This is a genomic window from Allobosea sp., assembly GCF_035944895.1.
In the GTDB taxonomy this organism is placed as follows: domain Bacteria; phylum Pseudomonadota; class Alphaproteobacteria; order Rhizobiales; family Beijerinckiaceae; genus Allobosea.
Window position 1 is genome coordinate 511,074 of record NZ_DASZAT010000010.1, and the last position, 16,096, is coordinate 527,169.

At 67.6% G+C, this 16,096-nt stretch carries 12 protein-coding genes; 5 read left to right on the plus strand and 7 right to left on the minus strand.

Going from position 1 to position 16,096, the window contains the following annotated elements; all coding sequences use genetic code 11:
• Nucleotides 1-4 precede the first annotated feature (4 nt).
• The 4 genes from VGV58_RS18130 to VGV58_RS18145 form a co-directional block, all read right to left on the minus strand.
• Entirely contained in the window at nucleotides 5-1,252 is a 1,248-nt protein-coding gene (locus VGV58_RS18130; RefSeq protein WP_326875424.1) for an MFS transporter, read from the minus strand.
• Nucleotides 1,253-1,544: 292 nt separating this feature from the next.
• Nucleotides 1,545-2,468 carry a helix-turn-helix domain-containing protein gene (locus VGV58_RS18135; protein ID WP_326875425.1) on the minus strand — a complete coding sequence of 308 codons (924 nt, stop codon included), beginning with the start codon at nucleotides 2,466-2,468 and terminating at the stop codon, nucleotides 1,545-1,547.
• A gap of 154 nt (nucleotides 2,469-2,622) precedes the next feature.
• Nucleotides 2,623-3,582 carry a Bug family tripartite tricarboxylate transporter substrate binding protein gene (locus VGV58_RS18140; protein WP_326875426.1) on the minus strand — a complete coding sequence of 320 codons (960 nt, stop codon included), beginning with the start codon at nucleotides 3,580-3,582 and terminating at the stop codon, nucleotides 2,623-2,625.
• A 276-nt stretch (nucleotides 3,583-3,858) separates the two neighbouring features.
• Nucleotides 3,859-4,341: a MarR family winged helix-turn-helix transcriptional regulator gene (locus tag VGV58_RS18145; RefSeq protein ID WP_326875427.1), complete on the minus strand. Its 483-nt coding sequence runs from the start codon at nucleotides 4,339-4,341 to the stop codon at nucleotides 3,859-3,861.
• Between the two features lie 436 nt (nucleotides 4,342-4,777).
• Here VGV58_RS18145 and VGV58_RS18150 point away from each other — a divergent pair, with 436 nt between their 5' ends.
• The 4 genes from VGV58_RS18150 to VGV58_RS18165 all read left to right on the plus strand — a co-directional run bounded on the left by VGV58_RS18150 (nucleotide 4,778) and on the right by VGV58_RS18165 (nucleotide 10,968).
• Nucleotides 4,778-5,560, plus strand: a complete 783-nt coding sequence (locus tag VGV58_RS18150) for a class II aldolase/adducin family protein (protein ID WP_326875428.1) — start codon at nucleotides 4,778-4,780, stop codon at nucleotides 5,558-5,560.
• Nucleotides 5,561-5,615: 55 nt separating this feature from the next.
• The gene (locus tag VGV58_RS18155) at nucleotides 5,616-7,544 is read left to right on the plus strand and encodes an FAD-binding monooxygenase (RefSeq protein WP_326875429.1); all 1,929 of its coding nucleotides are present in this window, start codon (nucleotides 5,616-5,618) and stop codon (nucleotides 7,542-7,544) included.
• Between the two features lie 159 nt (nucleotides 7,545-7,703).
• Nucleotides 7,704-8,474: a DeoR/GlpR family DNA-binding transcription regulator gene (locus tag VGV58_RS18160; protein WP_326875430.1), complete on the plus strand. Its 771-nt coding sequence runs from the start codon at nucleotides 7,704-7,706 to the stop codon at nucleotides 8,472-8,474.
• 76 nt (nucleotides 8,475-8,550) lie between these two features.
• The gene (locus VGV58_RS18165; protein WP_326875431.1) at nucleotides 8,551-10,968 is read left to right on the plus strand and encodes a GcvT family protein; all 2,418 of its coding nucleotides are present in this window, start codon (nucleotides 8,551-8,553) and stop codon (nucleotides 10,966-10,968) included.
• 26 nt (nucleotides 10,969-10,994) lie between these two features.
• Here the strand turns inward: VGV58_RS18165 and VGV58_RS18170 are convergent, their stop codons facing one another.
• Together VGV58_RS18170 and pbfA are read right to left on the minus strand one after the other, a co-directional pair.
• A complete protein-coding gene (locus tag VGV58_RS18170) occupies nucleotides 10,995-12,008 on the minus strand; it encodes a 2-hydroxyacid dehydrogenase (RefSeq protein ID WP_326875432.1) in 1,014 nt (337 codons plus the stop codon).
• 7 nt (nucleotides 12,009-12,015) lie between these two features.
• The gene (pbfA, locus tag VGV58_RS18175; protein WP_326875433.1) at nucleotides 12,016-13,377 is read right to left on the minus strand and encodes a (R)-1-hydroxy-2-aminoethylphosphonate ammonia-lyase; all 1,362 of its coding nucleotides are present in this window, start codon (nucleotides 13,375-13,377) and stop codon (nucleotides 12,016-12,018) included.
• A gap of 143 nt (nucleotides 13,378-13,520) precedes the next feature.
• Between pbfA and VGV58_RS18180 the strand changes: the two genes are divergently transcribed.
• Nucleotides 13,521-14,399, plus strand: a complete 879-nt coding sequence (locus VGV58_RS18180; protein WP_326875434.1) for a LysR substrate-binding domain-containing protein — start codon at nucleotides 13,521-13,523, stop codon at nucleotides 14,397-14,399.
• Between the two features lie 31 nt (nucleotides 14,400-14,430).
• Here VGV58_RS18180 and VGV58_RS18185 read toward each other — a convergent pair whose 3' ends face one another.
• On the minus strand, nucleotides 14,431-16,095 hold the full coding sequence (locus VGV58_RS18185) for a Na/Pi cotransporter family protein (protein ID WP_326875435.1): 1,665 nt from the start codon (nucleotides 16,093-16,095) through the stop codon (nucleotides 14,431-14,433).
• Nucleotide 16,096: the final 1 nt, after the last annotated feature.

The window sequence follows — 16,096 nt, forward strand, 5'->3', positions numbered from 1 at the left end:
GTGCTCAAGCGAGCTCGGCGCCGCGCCGTTCGGGGATCAGCAGCCACATGGCGAGGATGTCGAGCACATAGAGCGTCGCCAGCAGCGCGATCGCCATCTCGAAGCTGTAGGCCGCCGCGATCGTCCCGACCACGAGCGGGCCGAAGCCGCCGACGCCGCGCCCGATGTTGAACAGCACGTTCTGCGCCGTCGCCCGCGCGGCGGTCGGGAAGAGCTCGCTGATCAGCGCGCCATAGCCGCCGAGCATGCCGTTGACGAAGAAGCCCATCACCGCGCCGGCGACCAGGAGCTGGAACGGGTCGGTCAGCCGCGAATAGACGATGACCATCACGGCGGCGCCGAGCATATAGCCGAAGAAGGCCGGGCGGCGCCCGATCCTGTCGGCTATATGGCCGAAGGCATAGATGCCGACCGCCATGCCGGCGATGGTCACCGAGGTCCAGACGGCCGATTGCGTCAGGGCGAAGCCGAAGCGGGTCGCCAGATAGTTCGGCAACCAGATCATCACGCCGTAATAGCCGAAGTTCTGGACCGAGCAGAGCACGACCATGCCGAGGCTCAGCTTCGTCGTGTCCCAATCCTTGACCAGCAGGCGCAGCGCCGATTCCTTCGGCCGGTCCTTGCTGCGGGCGACGAAAACCTCGGGCTCATGCAGCGAATGGCGGATGAAATAGGCTGCGACAGCCGGCAGGATGCCGATGGCGAACATGCCGCGCCAGCCGATCGTCGGCAGCAGGATCGGGGTCGCGATCGCCGCGGCGAGCACGCCGACCTGCCAGCCGAGGCCGACATAGGAGGAGGCGCGCGCCCGCTTCGAGGCCGGCCAGGCTTCGGCGACCAGCGCCATGCCGATGCCGAACTCGCCACCGAGGCCAAGGCCGGCGATGGTGCGGTAGATCAGGAGATCCCAATAGCCTTGCGCCAGCGCGCACATGCCGGTGAAGACGGCGAAGAGCACGATCGTCCAGGTCAGGACGCGGACGCGGCCGATCCGGTCGGAGAGCATGCCGAAGCCGATGCCGCCCAGCACCGCGCCGACCAAAGTGGCGGTGACGAGCGAGGCGGCCTGACCCTGGGTGAGCTGCAGATCGGCGGAGATGGTCCGCAGCATGAAGCCGAGGATCAGGAGGTCGAAACCGTCCATGGCGTAGCCGATGGCGGCGCCCCAGAGCGCCTTGCGGGCCTTGCCGTCGACTTCGGTCGGAGACGATAGGGCGATGGAGCCGCCCATGGCGGCCTGGTTGTCACTCACGGCGAAGTCCCCCGTTTCTGCTTTTCTTTGCGATGCGCACCAAAACGCCAAAGCACCAGCGCGCGCTTCCGCGCGCGGCTGCCGGCCGGTCTCGAGACTATTGGAGTTTGGGCGCTCGCCCACTTTCCCAGGGCGCTTGCCTGCGCCGCTTGACGGCCGAGACATCGAGTTCGACCGCGGGAAACCCGCCACGGCACCGGAAAGCCCGATGCCATCGTGTCATCACCCTATCTCACGCCAAAATCTCAATTGCAAGAACAATCTCAATTTTGCGACAAACCTTGAGCCGATGTTAAGCCGCCGACGAGGATTGCTCTTTCATCGGCGGCGGCGCGATCGCCGAGCGATCAAGCGCGGCCCGCAGCGTCGCCCCGGCCTCGCTGCCCTTGAGAGCGCGGCGCCAGAGCCCGTCGGCGATGTCCTCGTAGAGGCGCACCGGCTCCTCGTCCGCGGTCAGCATGGCGATGCCGGAGCGGAGATTCGGCAATTCACCGCCGAGACGGAACGGGCTCAGTCCCAGCAGCGTCTTCTCCGCTGTGCGAAAGAGCTGGAAGGTGATGTTCGGCACCGTCTCCTCGATCAGGCCGATCTGCACGCCCATCGGCTCGCTCTCGATCAGCCCGATCAGATGCTCGACCTCGATGCGCGCCGCCAGGCGTCGCCGGGCCTGCTCGGCGGCCGGCAGGTTGAAACGTCCGACCACGCCCAGCTTCAGCCAGCGCTCGATCTCAAGGACATTGACGAAATTGACGACGCTCAGCCGGCGGCGCTTGCGGGCATTCTTGCGCTCGTCGAGGATCGCGATGATCGCATCGATCTCCGCCACCGCCTGCTCGCGCGCGACATGGGGCGGCAGCGCCTCCACCAGGGTCTGCCGCAAATGAGCGGAGTAACCATCCGAGGTCAGGAGGTAGGACAGCGGCGGAAAATGCGCGATGACCTGGTCGGCCTGTTCCTCGACCTGCCGCATGCGCTCGAAATAGCTGAGCGGGCTGGAGTAGTACTCGACCCCTGCCCCGAGCAGCGAGGCGACGGTCGTCTCCAGCAGCGTCGCCAGCCGCTCCAGGGTCTCGATCTTGACGACGCCCCCGGCCTCGATCCGGTAGACTGCGGCCCGCGAAATCCCGAGGCGTTCGGCGACATCCTCGGCCTGCAGCTGGCGTCCCAGACGATAGGCCTTCAGCCGCTCACCGATTTCCTCGAACCGGATTGCCATCGAGCCGACCCCATCTGCCGCATCATCTGAATCTCAGATTTTAGACAGCCTAGTCGATCCAAGACGCGATGCGAAGCGTGATCGGCGGTTTTCAACGCTCTGTATTACACATCGCGGCGAACCTGGATGCGCCGAACCTGCGGTACCCGCTCGATCAGCCCGGCTTGATGCCGGCTTCCTCGACCACGCGATTGGCGCGCTGGATCTCGGCTTCGATGAATTTGGCGAAGCTCGCCGGGTCTTCGGTCACGGCTTCCGCACCGAGCGCCGTCAGCTTCTCGACGATCTCGCGATCCTTGGAAGCCGCTTGAACCGTTGCGTTCACGCGCTGCACGGTCTCGGCTGGCAGGCCCTTCGGACCCCAGAGGCCGTACCAGAGCGTGAAGTTGAGATCGGCGAGCCCCTGCTCGCCGGCGGTCGGCACGTTCGGCAGGAGCGCACTGCGCTGCGCGCCCATGATCGCGAAGGCACGGACCTTGCCGTCGGTGACGAACGACAGGGCCGAGCCGAGCGGAGCGACCATCAGCGGCACCTGGCCGGCGACCACGTCGGTGATCGCCGGAGCCGTGCCGCGATAGTTGACCAGCTCGGCGCTCGTGCCGGTGCGGAGCTTGAAGCTCTCGGTGGCGAGATGGCCCATGCTGCCCAGCCCGGAATTGGCGAAGGTGAACTCGGTCGGCTTCGCCTTCATCTGCGCGATCAGCGCCGGCAGGGTCTCGGGCGTCTTCATCGAGCCGATCAGCACCATCGGCGAGGTCGCGAAGCGCGAGATCGGCGTAAAATCGGCCTTCGGGTCGTAGGACACGCTGCGCATCACATGCCTGGCCATGATGTGGATGTCGGCATTGGTCAGATAGGTCGTGCCGTCGGGCGCGGCCCTGGCGACCTCGGCTGCGCCGAGCGTGTTGCTGGCGCCGGCCTTGTTCTCGACCACCCAGGATTCGTCGAGCGCCGGCGCAACGCGCTGGGCGTAGAGCCGGCCGATGACGTCGATCGCCCCGCCCGCAGCGGCGGGCACGATCAGCCTGACGATCTTGCGTTGGGCGAAGGCGGCACGCGGCGCGAGCGCGGCGCCGGCAAACCCTGTCAGGGCGGCACGTCGTGTGATGATCACCTGGTTTCCTCCGGATTGGGCCGCGTTGCTCGCGGTTCTCGGGTTCAGTTCGAAAGGCGGCCTGTGGTCCTCGACCTCGGCTTGCAGCGAAACCCGGTGCGGCAAGGCGGCGCCGTCAGATGCATTCGCTGCTCGCCTTAGAAGATAAGGACGCATACTTATTATCAGTATGCATTACATCTCGATGCTGTCAAACGGCGAGCAGCTCAAGCCCGGCGAAACGGAGGTCGCGCGGCCGCTTCGGCCCCAATTGCAATGTCGGAAGAAGCTGCGCCCTCAGGCGGCGTCGGAAGAGCGAACCGCGTCCAGCCGCAGCGGCACGCGGGAGGCTTCGTTGTTGAGCTCGACGAGCTGCCCGAGCATGCGCATGAAGATCTCGCGATCCTCCGGCGCGAGCGGGGCAAGGATGCGCTCCTGCGCCCGTTGCGCCAGGGGTCCGGCTTCCTGCAGGACGCGCTCGCCCTTAGGCGAGAGGTGCAGAACCTTGATGCGCTTGTCGCCCTTGCTGCCCGAGCGCTGGATCAGCTCCTTGGCCTCCATCCGCTCCAGCACATTGCCGAGCGTCGAGCGATCGAAGGCGACGAGCGCCGACAGGCGGGTCGCATCGATGCCGGGATTGTCACGCACCGTGACCAGCGCCGCGAACTGGACGGGGGTGAGATCCACCGGCGCGCATTCCTCGAGAAAGAGCGAAACGGCGATCTGCTGCGCGCGGCGGATGAGATGGCCGGGCATATGATAGATATCGTCCATCGACATCGTCGCTTTGCCTTGGTGGGTGGCGGGTGGATTCTGCCACTCAAATGTTCACGCCGCGGGCTCTTCGTCAGCCGAAGCTGGCTCGGCTCGGTCGCTAGACCTTCGGTATAGATCGTATGCTTTCAGTCCGTAAGCGGTCAAAGCACCCCGCTTTGCCTCTATCCGGACCAAGCACCCGGACATTCGCACCTCAGCCACAGTTGACACCGGAAAATCTGCGAGTATCCTGTTAATCAGTATACGGACGATTTTTCAGAGATCGCCGGATGGGAGGCTGACCCCAGCGCTTTTCGGGCGCTGGAAGGCTGGCGCCGCTCGCGCAGCGGCAGGCCGCCTCTGCATTCCTCCGTCTCTCGGATCGTCAACCCGACCTTGCAGCCGATCAGCGAGGCCCGGCCCGCAGTTTCGATCAAGGCGATTTCGGAGAGAGCGAGCAATGTGCACGTCTGACCATGGCAATCACCCCATCGCCGTCGATGTGGCCGACACGGCCGCCGCCTCGGTCGCGCCCTCCCCGGAGATCGTCGAGGAGCTCGTCGCCGCCAATCACATCCTGTTCGACCAGGGCGTCGTCGACGCCTTCGGCCATATCAGCGTGCGCCATGACAAGCGGCCCGACCGCTTCCTGCTCGCACGCAACATGGCGCCGAGCCGGGTCGCAGCCGAGGACATCGTCGAGTTTACGCTCGACGGTGAGGCGGTGAATGCCAATGGCCGCAAGGTCTATCTCGAGCGCTTCATCCACGCCGAGATCTTCCGCCGGCGTCCCGACGTGATGGCGGTGATCCACAGCCACTCGCATTCGATCGTGCCGCTCAGCGTCGTCAAGGGCATGCGGCTCAGGGCGATGTTCCACATGGCCGGCTTCGTCGGCCAGGGCGCGCCGGTCTTCGAGATCCGCGAGGCTGGCGGCGACGCCACCGACCTTTTGATCAGCAACAACCATCTCGGCCGGGCGCTGGCCGAGCATTTCGACGGGCACGACATCGTGCTGATGCGCGGCCATGGCTCGACCGTGGTCGGCGGCTCGATCAAGCAGGCGGTTTACCGTGCCGTCTATGCCGAGCTCAACGCGCGCTACCAGCTTCAGGCGATGCAGCTCGGCGAGGTCACCTATCTCACCGAGGGCGAAAGCCGGGCCTGCGTCGCCAGCATCGAGGCGCAGGTCCACCGTCCCTGGGAGATGTGGCTCGAACAGGCCCGCACCCGCCGGCGCTGAGACGCCGGCCGCGTTCGATCCCCTCAATCGTCCTGCCTCACCGAAGGTCGCCGCCATGCAGTTCCATCTCAACGGCTTCCGGACCGGCGACCCAGCCGTCTCCGAGCCGGCCACCGATCTTGCGTCCTCTGCCCGGGACACCCTGCCGCAGGAGGTCGATGTCCTGATCGTCGGCTGCGGCCCGGCCGGGCTGACACTGGCGGCTCAACTCGCGGCCTTTCCCGGGATCACCACGCGCATCGTCGAGCAGAAGCCGGGCCCCCTGGAGCTGGGACAGGCGGATGGCATAGCCTGCCGCACCATCGAGATGTTCGATGCCTTCGGCTTCTCCGAGCAGGTGCTGAAGGAGAGCTACTGGGTCAACGAAACGGTGTTCTGGAAGCCCGACGCAGCCCGGCCGGGCGCGATCACCCGCAGCGGCCGGATCCAGGATGTCGAGGACGGGCTCTCCGAATTTCCGCATGTCATCCTCAACCAGGCGCGGATCCACGACTTCTTCCTCGACGTGATGCGCCGCTCGCCCAGCCGGCTTGAGCCCGACTATTCCCGGCGCCTCGTCGACCTCCAGATCGACAACGCCTCGTCGCACCCGGTGACGGTGCGGCTGGAGCGTGTCGATCCCGCCCATGAAGGCGAGGTCGAGACCGTCAGGGCCCGCTATGTCGTCGGCTGCGACGGCGCCCGCAGCGCCGTGCGCAAGTCGATCGGCCGCACCTTGCAGGGCGATTCAGCCAACCAGGCCTGGGGCGTCATGGACGTCCTCGCCGTCACCGATTTCCCGGATGTGCGGCTGAAGGCGCTGATCCAGTCCGCCGGCGAAGGCACGATCATCATCATCCCGCGCGAAGGCGGCTATCTGATCCGCATCTATGTCGAGCTCGACAAGCTCGCCGCGAACGAGCGGGTCGCGAGCCGCAATATCGGCGTCGAGCATCTGATCGCCGCGGCACAGCGTATCCTGCGCCCCTACACTTTCGAGGTGAAGGAGGTCGCCTGGTGGTCGGTCTACGAGATCGGCCAGCGCCTCTGCGACAAGTTCGACGATGTGCCGGCGGGTGAGGTCGGGCAGCGCCTGCCCTCCGTCTTCATCGCCGGCGATGCCTGCCACACCCACAGCCCGAAGGCCGGCCAGGGCATGAACGTCTCGATGCAGGACGCGTTCAATCTCGGCTGGAAGCTGGCCGCGGTCCTGCGCGGGCAATGCCCGCCGGAGCTGCTGCACAGCTACTCGGCCGAGCGCCAGGCGATCGCCAAAGAGCTGATCGATTTCGACCGCGAATGGGCGAAGATGCTGAGCGCCCCCCTGAAAACCTCGGACAATGGCGAGGGTGTCGACCCCAAGGAGGTCGAGGCCTATTTCGTCAGGCATGGCCGCTACACCGCGGGAACCGCGACCCGCTATGCACCCTCCCCCCTGACCGGCGAGTCCACTCACGCCCATCTGGCGACGGGATTGCCGATCGGCGCGCGCTTCCAGTCCGCCCCGGTGATCCGGCTCGGCGACGCCAAGCCGGTCGAGCTCGGCCATGTCGCGCGGGCCGATGGCCGCTGGCGCCTCTACGCCTTCGCCGACCGGGCCGATCCGTCCTTGCCGACCTCGCGCCTGCGCGCGCTCTGCGAATACCTGGCGAATTCACTCTCGTCGCCCCTGCGCCGCTATACCAAGCCAGGCGACGATATCGACGCAGTCATCGACCTGCGCGCCATCCTGCAGCAGCCTCATCGCGAGGTCGCAATCGAAACCCTGCCGGGCCTGCTGCTGCCGCGCAAGGGCCGTCTCGGCCTGATCGACTACGAGAAGGTGTTCTGCCCCGATCTTCGCGATGGCGAGGACATCTTCGACCTGCGCGGCATCGACCGCGAACGCGGCTGCCTGGTGGTCGTGCGGCCCGACCAGTACGTCGCGAACATCCTGCCGCTGGATGGCCACGCCGGCCTGACGACCTTCTTTTCAGGCTTCATGCCGCCTCGGTCGGCAGGCTGAGTCAGCGCGCTGACCAATCTGTTGCTCGCGCGCGGCCAGCGCGCGCCTCCCGCCCCGCACCGGCTCGATTGCCAAGCGCGGAGCAACTCCATATGTCCGGTCGGGTCTATTCCCTCGCTGGCCAGGATTTCCGTTGGCCAAGCTTCCGGTCTCGCTTCCATGACACGCGACATCGCTGCGCGGCGGCATCAGGCCATCCTGGCCACTCTCGACCAGCAGGGCTCGGTGACCGTCGAGGAACTGGCCCAGTCGCTCGACGTCTCGCGCGAGACGGTCCGGCGCGACCTCAAGGCCCTCTCGGCGAACGGCTTGCTCTCCGTCGTCCATGGCGGTGCGGTCCGACATGAGCGCTCGGAAGCCTCCTTCGCCAGCCGCCGGACGGTGAACCGCACGGGCAAGGAGACAATCGCCGATCTCGCCATCTCGCTGCTCGGCGACGGCATGACCGTCCTGCTCGACTCCGGCACCACGACAGAGGCTCTGGCGCGTGCGCTGGCACGCTCGGATCGCAAGCGGCTGATCGTGCACACCACCTCGCTCGAGAACGCGCGGCTGGTCAGCCGGCTGCCTGGCACCCGTGTCTTCCTGATCGGCGGCGAATTCGACCGCAACGAGGACGCGACCGCCGGCACCGAGACCTTGCGGGCGATCGCCCGCCTCTCCGCCGACATCGCCTTCATCAGCGTCGGCGGCGTCGGTCCGGATGGACGCCTGACCGACTATACCCGCGCCGGAGCGGCGATCCGCAGCGCGCTGCTGGGCGCGGCCGAGCAGGGCTTCCTGATGGCCGACGCCAGCAAGTTCGGGCTCGTCCTGCCCAGCCGCATCGGCGGCGACGAACCCTGCGCCGGCCTCCTGGTCGACCAGGCGCCGCCCCCGCCCATCGCCGCGAAGCTGGCGGAGCGAGGAGTCGCAATTCGCATTTCTTGATTTGACCGATTTTGTGGTTTTTTGTTGTTTTATGAGTCAAGCGCGCTAGACTGCCTCCCATCGCGGAGGCGTTTCCATGTCCATTCCCACCCAGTCTCGTGTCGTCATCATCGGCGGCGGCATCATCGGCTGCTCGCTCGCCTATCACCTGACCAAGCTCGGCTGGCGCGACGTGCTGCTGCTGGAGCAGGGGCGCCTGTCCTGCGGCACCACCTGGCATGCGGCCGGCCTCGTCGGGCAATTGCGCAGCCAGTCCAGCATGACGCGGCTCATCCGCTATTCGACCGAGCTCTACTCCTCGCTCGAAGCTGAGACCGGGCTCGCCACCGGCTGGAAGCGCTGCGGCTCAGTCTCGGTCGCCCGAACGCCCGAACGCATGACGCAGCTGCGCCGGACGATCTCGGCCGCCCGCGCCCAGGGCGTCGAGATCGAGGAGCTCAGCCCGAAGGAGGCCGGCGACAAATGGCCGGTGATGCGCAGCGACGATCTCGTCGGCGGCGTCTGGCTCCCCGGCGACGGGAAAGCCAATCCGTCCGACATCACCCAAGCGCTGGCGCGCGGCGCCCGCAATGGCGGCGCGGTCGTGCGCGAGGGCATCCGCGTCACCGGCGTGGAAACCGACAAGGGTCGGGTCAAGGCCGTGCTCACCGACCAGGGCCGCGTCGAATGCGAGGTGCTGGCGATCTGCGCCGGGCAGTGGTCGCGCGAGGTCGGGCGGATGTGCGGCGTCTCGGTCCCGCTACATTCGGCCGAGCATATGTACATCGTCACCGGCAAGATCGAGGGCGTGACGCCCGACCTGCCGGTGATGCGCGATCCCGACGGCTACATCTACTGCAAGGAGGAGGTCGGCGGCCTCGTCATGGGCGGCTTCGAGCCGGACGCCAAGCCCTGGGGCATGCAGGGCATCCCCTACCCGTTCGAGTTCCAGCTCCTGCCCGACGACTGGGACCAGTTCGGGATCCTGATGGAAAACGCGCTGCAGCGTGTGCCGGCGCTGGAGACAGCCGAGATCAAGACCTTCCTCAACGGACCCGAGAGCTTTACCCCCGACAACAACTTCCTGCTCGGCGAGGCCCCGGAGGTCGCCGGCGTCTATGTCGGCGCGGGCTTCAACTCGATGGGCATCGCCTCGGCCGGCGGCGCCGGCCGGGCACTGGCCGAATGGATCGTCGCGGGCGAGGCGACCAGCGATCTCTGGCCGGTCGACATCCGCCGCTTCGCCGATTTCAACAACAACCCGGCCTGGCTGAAGGACCGCATCAAGGAGACGCTCGGCCTGCACTACGCCATGCCCTGGCCGAACCGCGAGCTCAATACCGCAAGGCCGTTCCGGCGCTCGCCACTCTATGATCGCCTCGCCGCCAAGGGGGCCGTCTTCGGCTCGAAGATGGGCTGGGAGCGCGCCAACTACTTCGCCCGCAGCGAGGACGAACGCACGATCGCCTACTCCTTCGGGCCGCAGAACTGGTTCGAGACAGTCGCCGCCGAGCATCGCGCCTGCCGCGAAGCCGCCGGCCTCGTCGACATGAGCAGCTTCGCCAAATTCCTGCTGCAGGGGCCGCGGGCCGAGGCCGCACTGCAGCGCCTTGCCGCCAACGACGTCGCCGTGCCGGTCGGCACCTCCGTCTACACCGCCCTGCTCAATACGCGCGGCACCTTCGAGAGCGATCTCACTGCCGCACGCATCGCGCCCGATACCTATCTGCTCCTGACCGGCACCGCCCAGGCGACGCGCGACGCCCACTGGATCAGGCGGCAACTGCCTGATGGCGCGACGCTGACGGACGTGACCTCCGCCTATGCCGTGCTCTCGCTCGCCGGTCCCATGGTGCCGGAGATTCTGGCTCGCGTCTCGCCGACCTCGTTCGACCTCGCCGACTTCCCGGCCAACGCCATCCGGCAGATCACCATCGGCTACGCCACGACATGGGCCTGCCGCCGCTCCTATCTGGGCGAGGGCTTCGAGCTCTATGTCCCCGCCGAGTTCACGCCCGCCATCTACGAGGCGCTGCACGAGGCCGGCGCCGATCTCGGCCTCGTCGATGTCGGCTACTACGCCGTCGACTCGCTGCGCATCGAAAAGGGCTTCAGGGCCTGGGGGCGCGAGCTGACGCCCGACGTCAACCCCTATGAGGCCGGCCTCGGCTTCGCGGTGAAGCTGAACAAGGGCGATTTTCTCGGCCGCGAGGCGCTCGTGACCGCGCGCGCGGCGCCCCGGAACAAGCGCCTCATCGCGCTGGCCGGCCCCCGCCCGGACGGGCAGATGGCCTGGGGCGGGGAAGCCATCCTGGCCGACGGCAAACCGGTCGGCGAGATCACCTCCGCCGCTTTCGGGGCGAGCATGGATGGCGTCGTCGCGCTGGGCTGGGCGCAGAGTGACGAAGCGATCGACCAGGCCTGGCTCGATGCCCGCACTTGGACGATTGACCTCGCCGGAACGATGGTACCCGTCAGCGCCAGCCTGGCCGCGCCGCTCGACAGGCGCTCTTAGACGATCCCCGCCTGCTCGCAGGCCCCTCAGGCAAACACGACATTGCGCCTCTGCGCCCGCAGGCGCGGATCATGCGAGCGGATCTGCACCGGCCTGCCGTCCAGCACCTCGAAGCAGCGCGCCAGCGTGTCGTCGGAGAGCCGCTGCATCGCCTCATGGGTGAAGAAGGTCAGGTGCGGGAACAGGATGACGTCGTCGCGGCCGAAGAGCGGACTGAGCAGGTGGCCTTCCCGCGCGAGCGGCTCCTGGCTGTAGACATCGAGGCCAACGCCGCCGAGCCGGCCGGCCAGCACCGCCTCGACCAGCGCCGCCTCGTCGATCAGCGCACCGCGCGAGACATTGACGAGGATCGCACCGGGCTTGAGGCAGGCAAGCTCCGCCCGGCCGATGACATGGCGGGTCGCGTCGTTCAGGACGCTATGCAGGGAGACGAAGTCGCATTGCCGCAGCATGGCGTGGAGGTCATCGACCTTCTCGATCCCCGCGGCGGCCATGGTGTCGGCATCGACATGCGGATCGTAACCGAGGACGCGGGCCCGAAACCCCTGCCCCGCCATCCGCGCCATGCTGCGCCCGATCTTGCCGGCGCCGACGAGCCCGAGCGTCGCGCCGGCGATGTCGCGGCCGAGCCAGCGCTGCGCCGGCCAGATCCAGCCCTCGCTCTGCATGGCGCGGCCGATCTCGGGCATGCGCCTGGCGAGCGCGATCATCAGCGCGAAGGCTCCTTCCGCGACGGTCTCCTCAGCATACTCAGGCACATTGACGACGGGGATGCCGCGCGCCATCGCCGCCGGGATATCGATCGCGTCGATCCCGACGCCGTATTTGACGATGCCCTTGAGCCGTTCGGCCGCGGCGATTACCCGCGCCGTGATCGGCGTGTAGCACATCAGCAGGAGGTCGGCGTCAGCGACCTCCCGCGCCAGTGCCTCCTCGGAAATGCCGTCGGGCAGCGTGACGAGCTCGATGCCGCGGGCGCGCAAGCCGGCGTCGATCTCAGGGCATTCCAACTCGCGGTCGGTGCGGACAGCCTTCATCATTGTCCCCTCAACCCGCCAGGATCGCCTGCTCGACGATCTCGAGCGCGCGATCGAGCTCGGCGCGGGAGATCACCATCGGCGGCGATAGGGTCAGGACATTGCCCTGGCTGATCTTGAAGCTGAGCCCGCCTTCCAGGCAGCGATAATAGACGCGCTCGGCAAGCGCATTGTCGGGCGTGAAATCGGCACGATCGGAGACCAGTTCCACTCCGAACAGCAGGCCGCGCCCGCGGACATCGCCGATCGCGGGGCAGCGTTCGCTGAAGGTCCGCAGGCGATCCATCGCATAGGCGCCGAGCTCGGCGGCCCGCTCGGTCAGCCCTTCCTCGCGGATGATCTGGATCGTCGTCAGCGCCGCACGGGTGGTGACCGGATTCTTCTCATGGGTGTAGTGGCCGATGGCGTAGCCGCCGGCGACGTCCAGGTCGCGGCGGGCGATGACCGCTGCGATCGGCAGGACGCCGCCGCCCAGCGCCTTGCCGAGCACGACCATATCCGGCCGCACCCCGTCATGCTCATGGGCGAAGAAGCGCCCGGTCTTGCCGAGCCCGGTCGGGATCTCGTCGAAGATCAGCAGCGTGCCGTGCCGGTCGCAGGCCTCGCGCACGCTCTTCCAGAAGCCCGGCGCCGGCGGATAGGGCGTCGCCCGCATCGGTTCGGCGACGACGGCAGCGACATCCCCTTCCCTCGCCAGCACATAGGAGATCATTTTGGCGCAGGCGCGGGCCGAATCCTCCAGGTTGTCGTGACCGTAGGCGCAGTTGCGGGTGCCCCAGGGCGCGACATGTTCGGCGCCGGGCAGAAGCGGACCGGCGATGCCGGAGCGGAAGGTCGCTTCGCCGCCGACGCTGGAGGCGCCAAAGCCGGCGCCGTGGAAGGCGTCCCAGAAGGACAAGGTCTTGAAGCGGCCGGTCGCGGCGCGGGCGAGCCGCAGCGCGACCTCGATCGCATCCGAGCCGCCGGTGGTGAAGAGCACCTTGCCGAGATCGCCCGGCGCCAATCGGCCAAGGGTCTCGGCGAGTTCGACCGCCGGCTCGCAGGTGAAGCGGCGCGGCGAAAAGCAGAGATCGTCGAGTTGCTGCTTGATCGCCTCCTTCAGGCGCGGATGGCCGTAGCCGATATGGTGGACGCTGTTGCCATGGAAATCCATGTAGCGCCGCCCCATCGTGTCCTCGATCCAGATGCCCTCCGCCCTGGCCATGGCGGTGAGGCACGGGCTCGACAGGCTCTGATGCAGGAAGGCGGCGGAATCGCGCGCCAGCAGCTCGCGCGTCGCCGCATCGCCGATGCCGGCATTCCAGCCGCTGCGGGCCGCCGAGGTGTTGGATTCGCCCTCGGTGTGAATGATCGCGGATGCTTCGGCGCGCATGACCTGGTCCCGGTTCGCGCCTCTGCCCGGCGCTGCGAGACGGAGAATGGCGGCAACCCAACGATCTGAAAAATCGTTAATTCATATCCTTTGATAAATTTTAGCGATATGATGCCAGCTCCCTCCGATCGGGTCCCATCGCCATGCGCTATGTCCAGCTCCGCGCCTTCCATCAGGTCGCGTTGTCCGGCGGCTTCTCGAAGGCGGCACAGGCGCTGCATCTCACTCAGCCGGCGATCTCCGACCAGGTCCGCCGGCTGGAGGAGGAATATGACGTTGCCCTATTCAGCCGGCGCCATCGCCAGATCGTCCTGACCGAGGCCGGCAACCGGCTGCTCGCCGTCACGCATCGCCTGTTCAGCGCCGAAGGCGAGGCGCTGGAGCTGCTGCAGGAGGAACGCTCGCTGCGCACGGGCGCGCTGCGGATCGTCGCCGATTCCGTCCAGCATGTGCTCGACGTGCTGACCGCCTTCCGCGAGCGCCATCCCGGCATCCAGGTCAGCGTCGCGCGCGGCAACACCGGCAGCATCGTCGAGATGCTGACCGGCTACGAGGCCGATATCGGCGTGCTCGGCGAACTCGGCGACGAGCGCCCGTTCGAAGTCCTTCCGCTCAACATCTCGCCGATCATCGCCTTCGCTTCCCGCAGCCATCCGGCGGCGGCGAGGGCGAGCCTTTCACTGGCGGAGCTTGGCGACTGGCCGCTGATCATGCGCGAGCCGGGCTCGCGCACCCGCCAGATGCTGGAGCAGCGGGCGGCGGAGAGCGGCATCGCGCTGCGCTATGCGGTCGAGGCCGAGGGGCGCGAGGCCGTCCGGGCGATCGTGGCCGCGGGCGGCGGGATCGGCTTCGTCTCGGCGGCGGAATTCGGCGAGGACGATCCGCGCCTTACCAGTATCGCGCTCGACGGGCCGCCCCTGCTGATGCGGGAGACGCTGATCTGCCTGCACGAGCGGCGCAACAGCAAGGCGATCCAGGCCTTCTTCGCCACAGCGCGAGCTTTGCGCAATCCGCCTGATTAGTCCGCACGCGGAGTCGCTTGAGCCAGCTTCTTCACTCCGCCGCGCGCAGGAGCCGGCTGCCGATCAGGGCGCCCTTCTGTTCGAGCAATCCATGCACCGTCGCGGCGATATGGGCGTCGATCCGCTTGAGGTCGCGGGTGATGTCGAGCTGCAGCGCGCTGACGACGACGGCCTCGCGATGGCCGGTGCGCATCTCGGCGAGATGGGACTCGATCGCCTCTCGCTCCAGCTCGCGGAAGGTCTCCTTCTCGCGCACGATCCGGCGCGCCGTCGGCTCGTCCTCGGAGATGAAGACGGTGATGGCGAGGCGCAGGTGATCGCGCAGCCGCTGGTGCATGTCGGCGATACGCTCCAGCGCCTCGGGCGGCAGCCGGCGCTGGTCGCGGATGCGCTTGCCGGCCATCTGCATGAGGTTCTTCTCGACGATGTCGCCGATATGCTCGAGGTTGATCGCCAGCACGAGCACGGCCGAGAGCCGGCGCTCGTCGGCTTCCGACAGGGCCGCCCGGGCGATCGCGCCGACATAAAGCTGGATGTGGTTGAACAGGCTGTCGAGCACGTCGTCGGCGCGGCTCACTGCAGTGACGCGCGCGAGATCATCGCCTTCGAAAGCCGAGAGCGAGGTCTTCAACATGTCGTCGACGACGTCGACCATGCGCAGCACCTCGCGCGTCGCGTTCGAGAGCGCGATCGTCGGCGTCGCCAGAGCGGACTTGTCGAGATAGCGCGAGCGCGACGGATCGGCCTCCGGGGCCGGCTCGGGCATGACGCGCATCAGCAGCCGCGCGATCGCCGGCAGCGGCACGAGGAAGAGCGCCGCCATTGCGAGGTTGAAGGCGAGGTGGAACAGGGCCGCCGCCTGCGCGGGTGCAAGCGAGAGCTGCCCGACGAACCGCGTCAGCAGCGGCAGGAGCGCCAGCCCGAGCAGGCAGCCCAGCACCCGGTTGGCGATATTGCCGAGCGGCACCCGGCGCGCCGCGGCATTGCCCTTCAGCGCCTGGACGAGCGGGTTCATCGCCGTGCCGAGATTGCAGCCCAGCACCATCGCCAGCATGGTCGGCGTGCCGATCACGCCGGTGGCGGCAAGGCTCATCACGATCAGGATGGCGGCGAGCGAGGAATGGGCGGCGAAGCTGAGCGCCGCCGCCAGCAGCAGGGCGATCAGCGGATCGTCCGAGAGCGAGCCCAGCACGGTGCGCAGCACCTGCGAATGCTCGACCGGCCCCATCGTGCCCTGCATCAGCCGCAGTGACAGCAGCATCAGGCCGAGGCCGAAGAGCGCCTTCGCCGTCTCCCGGGCGGGAAGCCGCCCGAAGCGGCGCATGCCAGCGTAACCCGCCAGGATCAGCAGCGGCACCAGCGTGCTCGTATCGAAGCTGACAAACTGGACGATCAGCGTCGTGCCGACATTGGCGCCGAGCATCATCGCCAGCGCCGGCGCGAGTGCGATCAGCCCCGCCCCCGAGAAGGAGGCGATCATCATCGCCGTGGCAGTGCTGGACTGCAGGCCGGCGGTCACCAGCACCCCTGCCCCGAAGGCGCGCCAGCGGCTGTCGAGCCCCGTCGCCAGCACGGCGCGCAGGCGGCTGCCGAAGGCAGCGGAGATGCCCGCCGTCACCATCTGCACGCTCCAGAGCAGCAGCGCGACCTCGCCGGCGAGCGCGAGCAGGATCTGGGTCGGCGTCTGTCCGGTCATG

Bases quoted from the DNA above. Each gene is read 5' to 3' on its own strand.
- VGV58_RS18165 (WP_326875431.1), top strand. From the start codon at position 8,551: ATGTCCATTCCCACCCAGTCTCGTGTCGTCATCATCGGCGGCGGCATC.
- VGV58_RS18145 (WP_326875427.1), bottom strand. From the start codon at position 4,341: ATGTCGATGGACGATATCTATCATATGCCCGGCCATCTCATCCGCCGC.
- VGV58_RS18150 (WP_326875428.1), top strand. From the start codon at position 4,778: ATGTGCACGTCTGACCATGGCAATCACCCCATCGCCGTCGATGTGGCC.
- VGV58_RS18180 (WP_326875434.1), top strand. From the start codon at position 13,521: ATGCGCTATGTCCAGCTCCGCGCCTTCCATCAGGTCGCGTTGTCCGGC.
- pbfA (WP_326875433.1), bottom strand. From the start codon at position 13,377: ATGCGCGCCGAAGCATCCGCGATCATTCACACCGAGGGCGAATCCAAC.
- VGV58_RS18160 (WP_326875430.1), top strand. From the start codon at position 7,704: ATGACACGCGACATCGCTGCGCGGCGGCATCAGGCCATCCTGGCCACT.
- VGV58_RS18135 (WP_326875425.1), bottom strand. From the start codon at position 2,468: ATGGCAATCCGGTTCGAGGAAATCGGTGAGCGGCTGAAGGCCTATCGT.
- VGV58_RS18185 (WP_326875435.1), bottom strand. From the start codon at position 16,095: ATGACCGGACAGACGCCGACCCAGATCCTGCTCGCGCTCGCCGGCGAG.
- VGV58_RS18155 (WP_326875429.1), top strand. From the start codon at position 5,616: ATGCAGTTCCATCTCAACGGCTTCCGGACCGGCGACCCAGCCGTCTCC.
- VGV58_RS18170 (WP_326875432.1), bottom strand. From the start codon at position 12,008: ATGATGAAGGCTGTCCGCACCGACCGCGAGTTGGAATGCCCTGAGATC.